13 protein-coding genes, 1 tRNA gene and 1 pseudogene are annotated in these 16,618 nt (G+C 66.0%); 4 read left to right on the forward strand and 11 right to left on the reverse strand.

The features are described from left to right. Window positions 1-26 precede the first annotated feature (26 nt). On the forward strand, window positions 27-1,148 hold the full coding sequence (locus tag E6K79_05115) for an OmpA family protein (protein TMQ65429.1): 1,122 nt from the start codon (window positions 27-29) through the stop codon (window positions 1,146-1,148). 40 nt (window positions 1,149-1,188) lie between these two features. On the opposite strand, the gene rdgB is transcribed toward E6K79_05115, so the two are convergent. The 6 genes from rdgB to smpB form a co-directional block, all read right to left on the reverse strand. After that, window positions 1,189-1,782 (reverse strand): RdgB/HAM1 family non-canonical purine NTP pyrophosphatase, encoded by a 594-nt coding sequence (gene rdgB / locus E6K79_05120; GenBank protein ID TMQ65430.1) that lies wholly within the window; start codon window positions 1,780-1,782, stop codon window positions 1,189-1,191. Continuing rightward, window positions 1,773-2,420: a ribonuclease PH gene (locus E6K79_05125; protein TMQ65443.1), complete on the reverse strand. Its 648-nt coding sequence runs from the start codon at window positions 2,418-2,420 to the stop codon at window positions 1,773-1,775. The genes rdgB and E6K79_05125 overlap by 10 nt, the downstream gene beginning before the upstream one ends. 136 nt (window positions 2,421-2,556) lie before the next feature. Next, window positions 2,557-3,405 carry a glutamate racemase gene (locus E6K79_05130; protein TMQ65431.1) on the reverse strand — a complete coding sequence of 283 codons (849 nt, stop codon included), beginning with the start codon at window positions 3,403-3,405 and terminating at the stop codon, window positions 2,557-2,559. Next, window positions 3,402-3,962 (reverse strand): GerMN domain-containing protein, encoded by a 561-nt coding sequence (locus E6K79_05135; GenBank protein ID TMQ65432.1) that lies wholly within the window; start codon window positions 3,960-3,962, stop codon window positions 3,402-3,404. The genes E6K79_05130 and E6K79_05135 overlap by 4 nt, the downstream gene beginning before the upstream one ends. Then, the gene (locus E6K79_05140) at window positions 3,959-5,431 is read right to left on the reverse strand and encodes a hypothetical protein (protein ID TMQ65433.1); all 1,473 of its coding nucleotides are present in this window, start codon (window positions 5,429-5,431) and stop codon (window positions 3,959-3,961) included. The genes E6K79_05135 and E6K79_05140 overlap by 4 nt, the downstream gene beginning before the upstream one ends. Continuing rightward, window positions 5,428-5,925 carry an SsrA-binding protein SmpB gene (gene smpB / locus E6K79_05145; GenBank protein TMQ65434.1) on the reverse strand — a complete coding sequence of 166 codons (498 nt, stop codon included), beginning with the start codon at window positions 5,923-5,925 and terminating at the stop codon, window positions 5,428-5,430. The genes E6K79_05140 and smpB overlap by 4 nt, the downstream gene beginning before the upstream one ends. Window positions 5,926-6,003: 78 nt before the next feature. On the opposite strand from smpB, the gene E6K79_05150 reads away from it, so the two are divergent. The 3 genes from E6K79_05150 (at window position 6,004) to E6K79_05160 (ending at window position 12,912) form a co-directional block, all read left to right on the forward strand. Then, window positions 6,004-6,088, forward strand: a tRNA-Leu gene (locus E6K79_05150). A gap of 325 nt (window positions 6,089-6,413) precedes the next feature. After that, entirely contained in the window at window positions 6,414-9,458 is a 3,045-nt protein-coding gene (locus tag E6K79_05155; GenBank protein ID TMQ65435.1) for a T9SS type A sorting domain-containing protein, read from the forward strand. A 445-nt stretch (window positions 9,459-9,903) separates the two neighbouring features. Continuing rightward, window positions 9,904-12,912 carry a hypothetical protein gene (locus E6K79_05160; protein ID TMQ65436.1) on the forward strand — a complete coding sequence of 1,003 codons (3,009 nt, stop codon included), beginning with the start codon at window positions 9,904-9,906 and terminating at the stop codon, window positions 12,910-12,912. 82 nt (window positions 12,913-12,994) lie between these two features. Here E6K79_05160 and E6K79_05165 read toward each other — a convergent pair whose 3' ends face one another. The 5 genes and pseudogenes from E6K79_05165 to E6K79_05185 form a co-directional block, all read right to left on the reverse strand. After that, window positions 12,995-13,387, reverse strand: coding sequence for an amino acid-binding ACT domain-containing protein (locus tag E6K79_05165; protein TMQ65437.1), 393 nt, complete (start codon window positions 13,385-13,387; stop codon window positions 12,995-12,997). A gap of 202 nt (window positions 13,388-13,589) precedes the next feature. Next, window positions 13,590-14,474 (reverse strand): XRE family transcriptional regulator, encoded by an 885-nt coding sequence (locus E6K79_05170; protein TMQ65438.1) that lies wholly within the window; start codon window positions 14,472-14,474, stop codon window positions 13,590-13,592. A 207-nt stretch (window positions 14,475-14,681) separates the two neighbouring features. Beyond that, complete coding sequence (locus tag E6K79_05175) at window positions 14,682-15,056, reverse strand: hypothetical protein (GenBank protein TMQ65439.1); 375 nt, start codon at window positions 15,054-15,056, stop codon at window positions 14,682-14,684. Between the two features lie 52 nt (window positions 15,057-15,108). Next, the gene (locus tag E6K79_05180; GenBank protein ID TMQ65444.1) at window positions 15,109-15,855 is read right to left on the reverse strand and encodes a class I SAM-dependent methyltransferase; all 747 of its coding nucleotides are present in this window, start codon (window positions 15,853-15,855) and stop codon (window positions 15,109-15,111) included. Between the two features lie 65 nt (window positions 15,856-15,920). After that, a pseudogene (locus tag E6K79_05185) lies at window positions 15,921-16,411 on the reverse strand (DinB family protein). Window positions 16,412-16,618 lie beyond the last annotated feature (207 nt).

The following is a 16,618-nucleotide window of genomic DNA, read 5'->3' on the forward strand; positions in this document are numbered from 1 at the left end:
ATCCGCACCCGACGGGAGGAACGACCATGAGACAGTCCGGGTTAGCCATTTTCGCCGTTCTCGTTGCCAGCCTTGCCCTCTTGAACGCCCCTCCCGCGCTGGCGAAGGGCCACGAGCCCCTCGGCGATGCCGGACCCCTGTTCGGGGTCAACTTCGCGGACAAGGACCTTGGGGGCCCCGGTGGGAGCAGCGATCAGTCGTTGCTCATCGGTCTTCGGGTCGCACGGAGGATCGCTCCGCGCTGGAACTGGTTCGCTGACGGCACCTACGCGCAGAGCGGTACCACGCTACTGGAGGACGTGAAGGTCATCGAAGGACGGATCGGCTTCGAGAGGCTCTACCCGCTGGGCCAGGGCGCCACGAATTTCTTCCTCGCCGGCGCCTTGGGCGGCGCGGACGTGAATAATCCCTCGGGGATGGAGGACTTCGGCAGGCCACTCGCCTCGATCGGGGCGGGCTTCGCGCAGGCCGGACACGGGTGGCGCACTGAGGCCCGCGTGGGAGACCTGGCGGGCAATCGCGGGCTCAACGGCGCGGATATCGCCAACGTGCAATTGATCGTCGCGTACACGTTTGGGCTTTATGCGCTCGAGGACGAGGACTCGGACGGGGACGGAGTCATCAATTCAAAGGACAAGTGCCCGAACACGCCCAAGGGCGCGTTCGTGGACGCGCGCGGCTGCCCGCTCGATTCCGACGGGGACGGCGTTTGGGACGGCATCGACGAGTGCCCGAATACGCCGCGTGGGGTCGCGGTGGACTCGAAAGGCTGCCCGATCAAGAAGGTGCTCTTCGAGCCGAACAAGAAAAAGCTCATCTTGGAAGGCGTGAACTTCGAGTTCGACAGCGCGAAGCTGACTTCCGATTCGTACGCCGTGCTGGATCGCGTCGTGCTTGCGCTCCAAGACTGGCCGGACATCCGGGTCGAGGTCGGCGGACACACCGACTCGATTGCATCGGACGAGTACAACCGCGATCTTTCCGACCGCCGGGCCAAGGCGGTGCGCGACTACCTGGTCTCGAGGGGAATCGAGCGGTCGAGGCTCGAGGCGAAGGGGTACGGTGAGAGCGAGCCGATTACGACCAACGATACCGACGCGGGCCGTGCGAAGAACCGCCGCGTCGAGCTGAAGAAGCTGGGAGATTAGTCGAGGACGGGGCGACGATCGGGCACGGGGGAGCCACGCTTCAGTCCCCGTGCCTGATCGCTCGGACCAGAAGCGCTGCGGCGCGGCCGCGATGGCTGATGGCGTCCTTTCGGGCCGCGGGCAGCTCCCCAAACGTTAGCGTCTCCCCTTCCGGTAGGAAGAGAGGGTCGTAGCCGAACCCCTCGCCGCCGCGCGGCGCTTCGAGAATTCGCCCCTCGCAGACCGCCTCCACCTCCAGGACGTCGTCCGTACCGCGCACCAAGACCAGCGCGCAGTGGTAACGCGCGGTGCGGCCATCCGGAGGAACGCCCTCGAGGGACCTGAGGAGGAGCGCGTTGTTCTCGGCGTCCGTCGCGCCCTCCCCCGCGAATCGGGCAGAGTAGAGTCCCGGCGCCCGGTGGAGCGCATCGACTTCGAGCCCCGAATCGTCACCGAGCGCGGGAAGCCCCACCGCCTCGTTCACCGCGCGAGCCTTCGCGAGCGCATTTTCCCGATAGGCGGAGCCTGCTTCCGGTGGGAGCGTGAGCTTGGGGTGGTCGCGGAGAGTTTGGAACCGCTCCACGGCGGCTTCCAGGAGGCGCGTGAGCTCGCGCGCCTTCCCCTCGTTTCGCGTGGCGAGGACGACTAGCTCCACGCTTTGGGAAGCGCGCGCAGCCCGAGCGTTCGCTTCTGTTGCGTGATGAGCTTCCGGATCCCCGTCTTGCCCAACTCCATCATCGTCGCGAGCTCCGCTTCGGAGAAGGGCTTCCCTTCGGCGGTGCCCTGGATCTCCACGAGGCGGCCCGATCCGGTCAGAACCAAGTTCATGTCGACCTCGGCCCTCGAGTCCTCCTCGTAGCAGAGGTCGAGCATCGGCTCCCCGCCCACGATGCCGACCGACACCGCCGCGATGAAATCGCGAAGCGGCGGGCCGGGCAGCTCGACGCGGCGCGTGAGCCATCGGATCGCGTCGACCAGCGCCACGAAGGCGCCGGTGATCGAAGCGGTTCTGGTTCCGCCGTCCGCCTCGAGCACGTCGCAGTCGACGAGGATCTGGCGCTCGCCCAAGGCTTCAAGATTCGTCACCGCGCGAAGCGAGCGGCCGATCAGGCGCTGGATCTCATGCGTGCGCCCGCCGACGTGGCCGCGCGTCACCTCGCGCTGGATCCGCTCGTGCGAAGAGCGCGGGAGCATGCTGTACTCGGCGGTCACCCAGCCCCGGCCGGTGTTCCGCAAGAAGGGCGGCACGCGATCCTCCACGGTCGCCGCGCAGATCACGCGTGTCCCGCCCATCTCGATGAGGGCCGAGCCTTCCGCGTTCTTGAGATAGCCGCGGCGAATGGTGATGGGGCGGAGGTCGCCGGGACGGCGCTGGTCGATGCGCCGGCCGTTGCCCTTCCCCCGCGATTTCGTCCCCGGGCGAGTCACCTCAGCGCCCTCCCTTGTGGGGCGGACGCTCGAACCAGGGAAGGTCGTCCTGCGCCACGAGGCGCACGCGTCCCATGGAGTGGCCCAGGAAGCGGCGGCCGATCCGCTCGAACTGCCGCGGAATATCGGAGACGTAGCACCGGAGCGTGCCGCGTCCGTCGCGACGCTCGCGCTTCAACGTCTTGGCCAGGCGCCGCGCGGTCGCTTCGCCCGAGTCGATCAGCCGCACCCGAGGGCCCATCACCGCGCCGAGCGCTCGACGAAACGGAGGATAGTGCGTGCAGCCGAGAATCAGGGTATCGACCTTCTTTCGCTTGAGCGGGGCGAGGTAGTCGCGCAGGACCTCTCGGGCCGCCTGGGAATCTTCCATTCCCTCCTCGGCGAGCGGGACCAGGAGCGGGCAGGGGACGGCGTCGACCCGAGCGCGCTTCCCCGCCCGGCGCGCCGCGGCCGACACCGCGCGCTCGTAGGCCGCGCTCGCCACCGTGGCGCGGGTCCCGATCACGCCGATCCGCCCGGATCGGGTGGCCTCGACGGCCGCGTCGGCGCCCGGCTCGATCACGCCGTCGATCGGAAGCCCCTGAAACTCACGCCCGAGCGTACGAAGGGCGACCGCGGAAACCGTATTGCACGCCACGACGACCCGTCCGACTTGAAACTGGGTCAGGAAGCGGACGGCCTCGCCGGCGAAGCGCCGAACGGTGGCGTCCGATTTCGTGCCGTAGGGAACACGGGCCGTGTCCCCGAAATAGACGATCGGGACGCCCGGGAGAAGCCGGCGCAGGTGCCGCACGACGGTGAGTCCGCCGATTCCCGAATCGAAGACGCCGAGAACGCGGCGGGCGCTCATCGCCACTCCGCCACGGTGAGGGGCGTCATGGTATCGAAATGCCCTCCGATCGTCTCGACCGGGTTTCCCTCGACGAGGAGCACGACCTCGGTGACGTCCGGCAAATTGTCGGCCGCCGTGAGCACGATCGAGGCGAGAAGCTGGCGCTCGCGCCCACTCCCGCCTTGGAATTCCTTCACCAGGGCCTGGTTCCAATCGAGGTAGAGCGATCCGCGCGACGTGTAGTAGGCGTTCAGGAGCTCCACCCCGTCGGGAAAGGGCGACTCGTAGCTTCCGGTCGATCCGGAGAGAAGCTCCCGGTAGATCGCGCGCACGCGGTCCGCCTCCCGGTCCTTCACCACGACGTCGCGGTACTCCGCCGCCACGTCGTCCGAGCCAGGCACCCCGAAGTAGAGGTAGACGCCGCGGATTCCTTCGAGCTCGGAGGCAAGGGGCGTGAGCCGCTCGGGCGCGAGCTTCGATCCCCGCCCCGGGCCGATCGTGAACCAGAGCGCGACCGCGACGAGGACAACGGCCCCCGCGATCGCGAACACCCGCTGCCGGGGGGTGAGCTTCATCCTCTCGCCGCCTTCACGAATTTCTCGATCGCCTCGGCCACGGTCCGCGCGTAGTCGTAGATCGTGTAGCTTCGGCTCGCCGCGTCGGGGCCGGTGCGCGCCGCCGGCGCCGACTCCAGCATGATCGCGGGACAAACGACCGGCTCGAGAATCCGGATCGGACCCTGGCGCGTCAGGACGGGAGTCCCTGGGAACGAATGGTGGAGCGAGTCGGCGATCGCCTGGGCGAGCGCCATGCTGCTTCCCACGGCGGACGTCTGCGCCCCGACCCACGGTCGAAGCGTGACGCCGTCGATGTCCTCCGGAATGGCGTCGGACTGCCCCTCGCCCCCGGCCCCTCCGGGGGAGAGCGTGTAGACGCGGAATCCGCCGCCCTTGATCGAGCCCTCGGAATCGAGATGGATGCTGATGAAGAGATCCGCTCCCGCTTCGTTGGCGATCTCGGCGCGGCGCGCGGCCGACACCTCGGCGTCGCTCTCGCGGGTCATGATCACGCGGGCGGAGAGCCTTTGACTGAGGGCGGAGCGGAGGGCGCGCGCAAGGTCCAGGGCCGCATCCTTCTCGGACATGCCGCCGCGAAGGGTCGCGCCTAAATCCGTTCCTCCGTGCCCCGGATCGATGATGATGGTGCGCACCTCGCGATCGGGCCCGCCGATCGGCACCGGCTCGAGCTTGTTGAAGAGCCCAGCGTCGACCAGATCCTTATCGTCGGTGACGGACACCTTGAGCCGGCCCGATCCGACGGATACGGCGTAGCCCTTCGCGTCCTGACCGAGGCGGAGACGAAGCTCCACGCCGCCCGCCACCTCGCGGATCGATCCGCCGGTGACGATGCCTCCCTCGAAGCTGCGGACCGTGTCGAGCGTCCCTCCCTCGAAGAGGATCCTGATCTCGGATGGGGTCGCGTAGAGGACGCGCGGGGGGAGGCCGCGGAGGAGCGTGGCGGAGATTTCCGTCACGCGGCCGCGGGGAAAGAGCTGGGCCTGGCGCACGACGTGAACCGGCGACCGGAAGCGGATCGTGCGGGTCGCGTCGTCCCACGTCGCGTCGGCGAAGAGGCCCCATTCGAAGATCCGGCGCACGATCGATTCGGGCGCGTAGACCACGCCTTGAATCAGCCTGGCCGGCTCGATCAGGTTTCGGCCCGTCTCGTCGACGAGGACGATCGGCGCGTCAACGGTGAAACGAAGCGTGTGCTCCCCGAGGCGAAGCGTCAGCTTCTGAATCTCGGGACGCCAGTACTTGGTCGCGGCGAAGATCCGCGCGAGGTCGTTGGTCGAGACATAGCTCGTGCCGTCGATCACGATGGGAAAGATCTTCTCGGCCGGTCGCTCCTCGGCGTGGTCGATGGAGATCGGCGAGGCCGTCCGCGCGGCCACCGGTGGGGTGACGAGGGCCAGGGCGCCCAGCCCGAGGACAAGGGTAAGGGAGGCGACGGCACTGGTCGCGCGGCCTGGAATCGGCCTCACTCCGGCTTCTCTCCCCGCATCACGCCTCGGATCTCCCGCCGCGCCCTCCTCTCGTCGAGCTTCGTGCGCTTGTCGTAGTTCTTTCTGCCCTTCGCGAGGGCCAACTCCACCTTCACTCTGCCGTCACGAAAGTAAAGGGAGAGCGGGATGAGCGTGAGTCCTTTCTCCTCAAGCTGCGCGCGGAGGCGCTTGATCTCCATGCGGTGCATGAGCAGCCGGCGCGCGCGCGTCGGCTCGTGATTCTCGTAGCTCGCCGGATCGTAGGGGCTGATGTGGGCGTTGCGGAGGTAGAGCTGGTCGGTCTCGACGGTGGCGTACGCGTCGACCAGGTGCGCCTTGGCGTCGCGGAGTGACTTGACCTCGCTGCCCCGCAGCTCAATCCCCGCCTCAAAGGTCTCGATCACCGTGTAATCGTGCCGCGCCTTCCGGTTCGTGCAAATGATCTGGCGCCCGTCGTCGCCCTTCTTGGCCTTCGGCGCCGAGCCCCGCAGCATCGCATCCTCCCTGAGATTGACTCGCCCTCGCGAGCCGCCTATATTAGCGTGTTCCGGCGCGAATTCGAAGCATTCGGTGCGGAAGTGGCGGAACTGGTAGACGCGCTGGGTTCAGGGTCCAGTGTCGCGAGACGTAGGGGTTCGACTCCCCTCTTCCGCACCACATCGACGCAGCGGCACCCGCGCGTCGCGCGAAAATCGCGCCCGCCGCGTAACGAATCTGCAAACCGGATCGGCGGTCTGCATCGATTCCTCTGGCCGGCCGCGACCAATCCCCTCCCGCTTCTCCGCATCCCGATGCTCTTTTCAAGCCATATAGCGTCCTGCGACGCGCTCAACCGCTTGATCCCAACCGGATCGGCGCGCGGCGCCGCGCGATGGGCAATCTGCATGGAATCCCGGCACGGCGGCTGCATTGGCCGGAATCGGTCGGGAGTGTTTCCTCCTCCATTCTGGTGAGACACCCCATGCGGACTCTAGGAGGACTCATGAAGGCACCACTCAAGCTTCTGGCACTGAGCCTGCTCATCTTATTCGTGCCGTTCGCGACGGCTCAGGCCCAGGCACCTTCGCTGTCCACCATTCCGAACATCAGCGTGAATGCTGGCGCGACGGTGATCGCGAACGTGGTCGCGGTCGACCCCCTTGGCCGCAATATCACCCTTACCTCCTCACTCCCGTCCTTCGTGACGCTGAACACACCGACCTCCGGAGTCGGGGTCATTGTCACCACCTTGACGCTGGCTCCCGGCGCCATCAACGTCGGCAATTACACCGCCGCGGTGACCGCGTCAGCGGGAGGGGTGACGGACATCGAGATCTTCGGGATCACCGTCAACACATCGGGCACGAACCAAGTGCCTGTCGTGAGCGCTCCTCCTCTGCGGGAAGTGACAGAGGGTTCGAATCTCAATTTCACCATTGGCGTGAGCGATGCCGACGGAGACCCCGTCGAAGCCTTGTACACCTCCATACTCCCCGTCGGAGCCACATTCACCCCGAATGGCTCGAACACGTCGGGGACGTTCAACTGGACGCCGGGCTTGGGAGATCACGGCGAGTACGACATCCGGTTCACGGCGATGTCCATGACCGGCACCCTGGGCGCCGCGGTGACGCACATTCGCGTCGCGGCGGCACCAACGCTCACGATTACTCCGATCGATGATGTCACCTTGGCGGACGGCTCCAATCTCTCGGTGCCGGTAAACGCGTCCGGCCCGGCGGGCGTCCTCATAACGCTCCTAGGGTCGCTCCCGTCGTTCGCGACCCTGGAGGCGCCAGGCTCAGGCTTGGGATCCGTGAGCACCTCGATCTCACTGGCTCCTCCGGTGGGAAGCGCGGGCACCTACCATGCTTCGATCACGGCCAGCTCCAGCGGAGTTCCGCCGGTCATCGAGAACTTTGACATCATCGTCACGGGCACGGTCGGAGGCGAGAACCACCCGCCGGTCCTGACGGCTCCTGCGAGCGAGACGGTCGCGATTGGTTCCACCCTGACCTTCAGTGTGAGCGCGACCGATGCCGACGGAGATCATGTCGATCTCTTCCTCAGCGGCCAGCCGCCCGGATCGAGCTTCGTGGATCACGCGAATAACACTGGGACCTTCACCTGGAGCCCGATTTCCGGCCAGGGTGGTACGCACACGGCGTCGTTCAGCGGGACCGACGGACACGCCGGTGGCTCGGGTTCCGCGAGCACGGTGATCACGGTAACGGGAGATGCTCCGCAGAACCACGCGCCTGTATTGAGCGCTCCGTTGACTCAGCAGGTGGCCGAGGGCGTCAACCTCGCGTTCACGGTGACCGCCACCGATCAGGACGGCGATCATGTGACCCTCACGGCGAATTCGGTCCCCACCGGGGCCACGTTCGGCGATCAAGGGAACAACACCGGAACCTTCTCATGGACGCCGGGGTCGACGCAGTCGGGCCTCTATAACGTGGCGTTCAACGGCAGCGACGGGAACGGCGGCACCGGTACGGCGAGCACCGCCATCACGGTGACGGGCCCTCCTCCCGAGAACCACGCGCCGGCGCTGAGCGCGCCGTCCACGGAGCAGGTGGACGAGGGCGTCATTCTTTCGTTCACGGTGACCGCCACCGATCAGGACGGCGATCATGTCACCCTCACGTCGAATTCGGTGCCCAATGGAGCCGCGTTCTCCGATATGGGGAACAACACCGGGATCTTCTCGTGGACACCCGGCTCGACGCAGTCAGGTCTCTATGACGTTGCCTTCAATGGCGGCGACGGGCACGGCGGCACCGGTACGGCGAGCACCGCGATCACGGTGAACGACGTCGCCGCCGAGAACCACGCGCCGGTGCTGAGCGCGCCGTCCACGGAGCAGGTGGACGAGGGTGCCAGCCTCTCATTCGCGGTCACGGCTACCGATCAGGATGGCGATCACGTCACCCTCACGGCGAGCTCGGTCCCCAGCGGGGCCGCGTTCTCGGATCAGGGTGACAATACCGGCGTCTTCTCGTGGACGCCGGGATCGACGCAGTCCGGCGTCTATAACGTGGCGTTCGCGGGCAGCGACGGCCGCGGCGGCACGGGCACCGCGAATACGGCCATCACCGTCAACGATGTCGGCGGTGGAGACGTACCTGGAAAAGCGTGCCTCATCGCGAGCTTCAAGTCCAAGGACGACGCGACCTGCTTCCGGATCCGGCCGGTCAACAAGTCCTTCGACCTTCGTGACGTCGTGCTGTCCAGCATTACGTTCGTGTGGCACGGCGCGTCGGTGGCGGCGCAGGCGGCCCGGATCGAGCTCCATTGCCATGGTAACGGCGGCCATGACGACGGCGGCAACGACGCCGCGGCGATTCACTTGAACGGCGATCATCCTCACGGCGACGGCGAGGGTGAGAACGACGACGACGACGATGCGGACCACGATTGCGGCGGCGTGGTCTGTGGCGAGCACGGTGGGAACAACGACCACCATGGCGATGGCAACGGCGGCAACTGCGATACGCTCGGCATCCGCGCGTGCTTCTCGACGCGGGCCCTCCTCGAAGTGCTGGCGGGAGCGAAGATGCCGTGCGACCTGGTCCACGCCGAGATCCACGCCACGCTGACGAGCGGCGGCACGGTCGTGGCCACGTTCGGCAAGGACAGGGACTCCGACGACGGCGAGGTCTGCGACAAGGGCAAGGACAAGGGCAAGGACGAGGACAAGGGCGGCAACAAGGACGGCGATAAGGACAAGAACAAGGGTGGGGACCACCAGACCGGTGCGCAGGCCAAGGCCGGCATGAACCCGATGGTCCGGCCGAACCCGCTCAACCCGATGACGGAGCTCTTGTTCACAACCTCGCGCGCGGGCACGGTGCGCGTGACGATCTATGACAGTCGGGGCCGGCTCGTGAAGTCCCTGCTGGAAGAGTTCCGCAGCGCCGGCCTGCAGAGGATGGCGTGGGACGGCTCGAACTCGCGGAGCCAGAAGGTCGCCTCGGGCGTGTACTTCTTCCGGATTGAGGCGGCCGAAGGACAGATGATCAAGCGGGTCGCGGTCGTTAAGTAGGCCGACCCCTACGGGGGTCAAGAGCGGGCGGGGCGCCACACAGCGTCCCGCCCGTTTCGCTTTGTCGCTTTTGCTCGGGGGGTGCGTGCCGCCTGGGACTGGGTCCGAGCGTTGGAGCTTGAATCTGCAACGTTACGACCCCTCCCACGTCGCGGCATGCACCGGATAATCCGACCCGGCGCGGCCGGATTCTTCAAGGTCCCCGGATTCTCTGGTCGAATTTGAGCCGTCGTTGCAGGCTGCGGCTCCGCGAACGCTGCGCCGCATAGGGATCGGGGACCTGGTGTGCGCGCGGCGCAATCTGCATGGAATCGCGGCACGCCCCCTGCTTCGTACTGAAGTGGTCCGTACTGCGTCCATCCCCGGACGCATCATCGCTGCGGTTGGACCGGTCGGGTCCGATCGTGGGAAGAGAGCGGGCAAACCGTACTCAGGGAGGTTCGTCGTGCGCCAAGGACTTCGCGTGGCTCAGGCGGGAGCGTGGCTCGCTCTGGCCCTGGCCGTCCAACTTAGCGCGGCCCCCGCGATCGCGGGACCGTTCTCACGACTACAAGTGTTGCTTCCCGGAGAGACAGCCGCTCCCGGAACGCCTTCGGGCAAGACCGGAACCCCGACAGCCCAAACCGCGGGCATTCCTTTCTACGCCACGGTCCGCGCGTGCGACTCTACCTGGACGCTCGTGTCCACGGTGACACACACGATTCGGATCCTGTCTTCGGACGCCAGCGCTTCACTCCCGGCCGCGGCTCAGCTCGTCGGCGGAACGGGCGACTACCTTGTGATCCTGAACGCCGGCGGCAACTTCACGATCTTCGCGCATGACCAGTCGGACGTCACGATTCCCGATGGGTCCAGCTCCTTGGTCCGATCGATCGTCCTTCAGAGCCTCGAGATTTCGAACATTCCCAAGAACCAGACGGCCGGTGTCCCGATCTCGGTCTCGATCACGGCCAAGGATCCGAATGGCGACGTCGTGAGCGGGTTCTCTGGAAACGTGCAGCTAAGCCAGCTCACCAGCTTCGGCGCGGGCCGAATCACGCCCCCCACCGTGAGTCTTGCCTCGGGCCAGTGGAGCGGCAACGTCACCGTCTACCGCGCCGATGAGACTTCCCCGACCACCGGAAACGTATTCGTCGCGGCCGCAGTTCAGGGACATCCGTCTCAGAGCGGTTCCAGCAACGGCTTCGTCGTCAGCCCCGGCCCGTTCCGTCGGGTGCAGATCGTGGCGCCGGGAGAATCGCCCCTCCCCGGTAGCCTGAACGGTATCACCGGCGTGCCCGCGAGTCAGGCGGCCGGCCAGGGATTCACGGTCAACGTCTACGGGACCGACAACTATTGGAATCAAGTTTCGAGCGGTGACGCCGTTCAGGTCGCGTCGTCGACCGATCCGGCCGACACGCCGGCGACGGGCAGCCTTACGGCGGGTTTCCGTCAGTTCACCTACACACTAATGACGGTGGGCACGCAGACACTGACGGTGACCGATCAGAGCAACGGAAGCATCGCGTCGATGACGAGCGCCGGGATCCAGGTGATCCCGAACGCGACGGACCACTTCTCGTTCGCCGCGATAGCGTCTCCTCAGGTCGCGGGCGTGCCGGTCACGGTCACCGTCCGCGCGACCGACTCGAGCGGGAATACCGTCTTTGACTACAACGGCGATGCGGTCCTGGCCTCCAACGCGGGCTCCGGCACCAGCACGCCGAGCCTGATCACGTTCGTGGGCGGCGTGTGGTCCGGTCCGGTCACGTTTTTCGGAGCCGGCTCCTCCGTGCGGCTCTCGTGCACCGATTTCTCGTCACCGGCCAGGACGGGAACGAGCGGGAACGTCGTGGTGAATCCCGCCACATTCACGAAACTCCAGGTCATCCTTCCCGGGGAAACCGCGAGACCCGGTACCGCCGACGGGAAGGATGGGACGCCGGGGAATCAGACGGCGGGGACCTCGTTCCCGATCACCATTCGCGCCGTTGACGCGTACTGGAACGTTGTGAGCGGCATCGGCGACCACGTCCAGGTCACCTCGACGGACCCGTTCGCGGGCCTCCCGGCCGACACGACGCTTGTCAGCGGGCAGCTTGTCTTCCAGGGCCGCCTCTATAAGAGCGGGACGCAGACGATCACCGTGCACGACCTCACCAATACCGGAATCACCGACAATACGTCCGGAGACGTCACGATCGTGGGAGGCGCCTTCACGAGGGTGCTGGTCTTGGCGCCGGGTGAGTCACCCGCGCCCGGCACCGTGAGCGGCCGCACGGGCGCCGCGCTCGACCAGTCGATCGACTACGCTTTCACGCTCACCGCGCTCGCCACGGATCAGTGGTGGAACCCGGTGGCGGGACCCACGGACGTGGTGCACATCGCCTGCGGCGACCCGCTGGCGCAGGTCCCTCCGGATCAGGCGATGGCGAACGGTCGCGCCGACATGAGCCTGAAACTGGCGACCGGCGGTTTCCAGAACATAACCGTCTCCGACGCTACGAACCCGTCGAAGACCGGGAGCACGACGCAGGTGCGAGCCATTTCGAGCGGCTTCCACCTCGAGGCCTCGGTCACCCCGTCCACCACCCGTGCCGGCGACTTCTTCACGCTGACCGTGAAGGTGAAGAACAACGGCGGAGCTGTGATCACGGAGATCAATTCCTTCGTCACGATCGAGGTACGGAACGCATCCGGCGCGGCGGGGCGCGGAACACTCCTCACGCCCCAGTTCCAGCTGATCCAGGGCCAGCGCTCGGTATCCGAGACCTACACGTTCAGCGAGCCGATCATCCTGGTCGCGCGCGACGACGCGGGCAACGCGCCCGCGACGAGCAACATCATCACGATCACGTCCGGTCCGCCGGCGGGGATCCACCTCGCGTCGAGCCCGGCCTGGGTCGGCGGCAACAAGCACGGCACGCTGACCGCTAAGGTCGTGGATGCCTATGAAAACGGCGTCCCGGACCGTCCGGTGAGCTTTGCCCTTCTCTCGGGCACCGGCACCCTGACGGCGCAGGACGACTCCACGGACGCGAGCGGCAACGCGCGGGCCGATTTCCTGAGCCCGCGGATTCAGGAGACGGACCGCATCCGCGCATCGTCCGGAGGGTTCACGCAGGATCTTGACGTCAAGGTGGCGTACGTGGATCCCACCGCCGCCGGCGGCTACGTCACGAACTATCCGAACCCGTTCCACGCCGGGACCGAGGCCACCACGATCGCGTACAAGTTGGACGACTTGGCGACCGTGACCCTCCGCGTCTACACCAACAGCGGCTCCCTGGTGCGCCGCGTGGTCTTCGATCGGGGAGCGCCTGGAGGGAATCCCGGACTCAACAACTGGGCCTGGGACGGAAGAAACGGCAAGGGCGAAGTCGTCGCGAGCGGCGGCTACCTCGTGCTGATCGAGGCTCAGGGCCAGGGCGGGACGGTAAACGTGATCCGTCGCAAGGTCGCGGTCGTCCGCTGAGGCGCTCCGCCGAGAGTCGGTAGAGGGCCGCCGCTCCGAGGGGCCAAGGTCGCCGACGCAGGCGGCCTTGGCCCATTTCCTATCAGGGGCGCTCGCGCGTCCAGGCCTCGGAGACGGCCTTCCCTTTCGCCGGGTCGTCGACGACCAAAATGAGCTGGTGGTCGTGATCGCTATACTGGACTTCGATGTTGACGCCTGCGTCCGCCATGCGGCGCGAGACCTTGCCTAGCTGTCCCGGCTGGCCTTGATGTAGCCGCTGCACCAGCACGTCGCGCTCCGCGACCACACGGATGCCCGCAGCTTCGAGTGCCTTGCGAGCCGCCGCCCCGTCCGTGAACAGGAAGTGAGCGACCCCGACGCCGTTCACGACGAAGACGCCCCCGCCCGCGACGCTCACGCCCGCGCGACCCAGCACCTCGCCCATCTCGGCCAGAGCGCCGGGGCGGTTCTCCAGCTCGATGGTCAGGTCCTTCACGAGCAGCCCTCCAGGCGGGTCATCAGAGCCGGGAGATCTTGTAGCCGGCCCAAATCCCGAGCACGCCGCCGACGCCGCCGAGTAGGACGGAGGAGAACGAGAGCCAACCGGCGCCCCACAACGAGGGGAGCCAGCTTCCAAGGGTCGATCCGACAACCATGCAGATCATGATCAGCGGTTTCGATCTCACGGTCGATCCTGCTCAGCCCCCTCGGTTCTCTCCATCGGTGCCAAGCCTGCGGAAGTGAAGCGGGTCCCGGAGATTCTGCAATTCCCGGTAATAGTAGAGCGGGGTCGGACGCTTCCCCCTGAATCTCAGCGCTTTCAAGAACTGGACCTCTTCCTCGGAAGCGCCGCCGCTAAGGGTCGCGTCCTCGAGGAACTCCTTGAGCCCCTGCTCCTCCTCGGAACGATGGCCGGGCTCTCGCTCGACAAATTCGACCCGGTGAGGGTCCCCCGACGCGAGCCGCCGGTTCAGGACCACTTCCATGGCGAAGCTGGCGAGCTCGATGTCCCAGGATTCAATCAAGGGCTCCAGGAAGGCAACGCAATTCTCGGCGGAGACGTTGAAAACGTCAGTGTCCAGGAATTCCAGGACGACAACGCGCATCTGCTCGTAGGAGCGATCGCTGAGCCGGGCCACCCGCTGGAGCCAGGCCTCGTTCCCCAATTCCTCCCTGGCGACCCGTTTCACCACGTCCAGCAGTTTCTGCGTGACGAGGCGCTCGAACTCGCCGAAAGGCTCCTTCTCGAAGATGCCGCGTAGTTGCTTTTCCTTGCTTGGGGGGCACTTCCGAAGAATGAGCTCGCGGACCAGGCGCAGCAAGGGCACCGGGGGATCTGCCAGGTGTCGCTTCAGCTCGTCCCTGCGCTGGATCTCGGCCAGCTTCGAGAGCTTCCCGCTCGTGATCTTCAGAAAGATCTCGATCTTCTCGTAGATATCGGTTCGATCCGGAGCGGGTGGGGATTTCTTCCGGGTCAGGAGCTGCGAGATGTAGGACTCCGTTACCTCGGCGGCGGCCGCCAGCTCCTTCTGCTCCAGCCCGAGCTCCACAAGCCGCTCGCCGATCACCGAGGATACGTCCATGAAGCCCCCCCTGATTAACTGTTAATGATTAATTATTTGATATGATCCCATCAATGACTTGACTAGTCAAGGTAAATCGAAGATGGACTCGATGGACAAAGGGAGTCTTCAGACGGGCTAAATCAGCTTGGATTTACTGGACGTACGAGGTTTCCAACTCCACGTTCCACAGGATCGCGGCACCGGTAGCGGTCTAAGGAGCCGCGGTCACACTGGAACCCGAAGCCACTCGAGCGCGGATTTCGAATCGCGGAAGACCGCCGCCTCCACGCCGACCCCCTCGCAATAGACGATTCCCATGCTGCACAGTCCAAAATGAACATCTCTGGCCGCCACAACGGCGCATCGCGCACCGATTCGCTCCCGATAGGGCCCCAACTGCTCCGCCACGAGACGGATTTCATGGGGGGCCCGCGTCTCCAGCGATTCCGACTTGGTCACGTCCACCAAGAGAGCTACTTGCTCGGGGCACTTCGGATCGGCGAGCCCCGCGACGAATTGGGCGATGATGTCCCCAGGTTCGTACCGACCCTCGAGAACCAATTTGAGGAGAGATCCCTCCAGCGCATATCTGACAGCCATTTCCAGTGACCCCCGATCGAGGTCCATGTAGCGACCAAGCCTCGTAATTGTATTACAGGCGGCACCAGGCGCCGATCTCATACCGGCCCACGATCACGCTGTCGTTGGCCACGGCTTCGTGAATCATCCGCGCGGCCAGGGTTTCCAGCCCGGCCTCGGCGGCCGTCGCGACGCGCGCCCGCTCCATCGCGGGCAGCATGGTCTCGACGAGGTCGGCGATCAGTGTCAGGCCCTCGGCGCCCTTCGCGCCGCCGCCGATGAATGCTTCCAGTCCCATCGTTGGTGCAGCGAGCCCGGCTGCGACGAACGTAGCGTGCAGTTTCTTCCCCATCCGCGTTTCGTTTCCGAGCACCCGGAGCGTCTCAACTATCCATCCGCAGCACCGGTCGTAGGTCGGCGCCGGCGGAAACGACCGGGCCCCATCCCAGTCCGGCTCGTGGAAGACGATTGCGCCCCCGGGCCGCACGTGAGCCGCGAGTTTGCGCAGCATCGCGCTCGAATCATCTTGAAACATGAGCACGTAACGGCCGATCACAGCGTCGAACGGCCGGTCGAACTTCATCTCGGCGGGATCTCCTTCGAGAAACGTTACGTGGCGCGCCGACCGCGATTCCGCACGCGCTCTCGCTGCCACGAGCGCCTCCGGGGCCCGGTCTACTCCGACGACCTCGCCGCGGTCGCCGACCATCTCGGCCGCCAGGAGCGCGACGTGCCCCGCGCCGCTCCCGACGTCGAGCACGCGCATGCCGGGGACAATTCCGGCAGCCTGAAAGAAATGGCGTGTCATCGGATCGACCATTCGCGCCTGAGTGCCCAGGCGCTCGAGCTCGCGCTCGGAATGCCCGAGCACATAGCTGGGCGTCGTCACTTCGCCTTCGCCTTCGCGACCCAGCCCGGGGCGGAATCGATCTGCTGGCGCAGGATCAGGTTGAGCTGGGCGGCGTGGTGCTGAACGTGGCGCATGTTGTAGAGCAGCAGCTCCGCGTAGCTGCCCATCCGAATCGGTGGCGCTCATTGCTCCTCGCATCCGTGAGCGCGTCGATCGCAGCCCGGCATTTCTTCCTGGCGTGCTCGAGATACGCCTGGAGCTCCTTCTTCGTATACGGTCGCTCGGGAAGCAGGCCCGCAGGATCCAGCTCTTCGAGCGTGAACGGCGCGGGAGGAGTGAATCCCTCGACCGGACCGGAGAGGTAGAGATCGAGCCAGAAGAGCGTGTGATAGACCAGGTACCAGTACTCTGGCCTCTTCGATCGGTCGCTCCAGAGATCGTCGGGGCAGGCGCTGATGGCATTGTCGAGCATGTCGATCGCGGCTCCGAACTGCTGCCAGACGATCTTCTTCCAGGCTGAGTTCATTTCCCGGGCGGGACCTCTCCCTTCACGCGGTTCTACGCGGTCGACGGCGCAGTCCTTTTCTTCGCCACGATTCCAATTGTGAAATTGAGCGCCGGCGGCAGCTTGGAGATCGGCTGTCCCGTCACCTCGACCACGTCGAAATACTCGCCCACCACCTTGGCGAGCCGCGCGTAATCGAAGCCCTTGTGATGGCCCCGTTGGACCCGG

The organism is Candidatus Eisenbacteria bacterium, from assembly GCA_005893305.1.
Lineage (GTDB): Bacteria > Eisenbacteria > RBG-16-71-46 > SZUA-252 > SZUA-252 > WS-9.

Coding starts and splice junctions, on each gene's coding strand:
- E6K79_05175 (TMQ65439.1), bottom strand. CDS start 15,056: ATGGCTGTCAGATATGCGCTGGAGGGATCTCTCCTCAAATTGGTTCTC.
- E6K79_05130 (TMQ65431.1), bottom strand. CDS start 3,405: ATGAGCGCCCGCCGCGTTCTCGGCGTCTTCGATTCGGGAATCGGCGGA.
- E6K79_05135 (TMQ65432.1), bottom strand. CDS start 3,962: ATGAAGCTCACCCCCCGGCAGCGGGTGTTCGCGATCGCGGGGGCCGTT.
- E6K79_05180 (TMQ65444.1), bottom strand. CDS start 15,855: ATGGTCGATCCGATGACACGCCATTTCTTTCAGGCTGCCGGAATTGTC.
- smpB (TMQ65434.1), bottom strand. CDS start 5,925: ATGCTGCGGGGCTCGGCGCCGAAGGCCAAGAAGGGCGACGACGGGCGC.
- E6K79_05170 (TMQ65438.1), bottom strand. CDS start 14,474: ATGGACGTATCCTCGGTGATCGGCGAGCGGCTTGTGGAGCTCGGGCTG.
- E6K79_05115 (TMQ65429.1), top strand. CDS start 27: ATGAGACAGTCCGGGTTAGCCATTTTCGCCGTTCTCGTTGCCAGCCTT.
- E6K79_05155 (TMQ65435.1), top strand. CDS start 6,414: ATGAAGGCACCACTCAAGCTTCTGGCACTGAGCCTGCTCATCTTATTC.
- E6K79_05125 (TMQ65443.1), bottom strand. CDS start 2,420: ATGGGCGGGACACGCGTGATCTGCGCGGCGACCGTGGAGGATCGCGTG.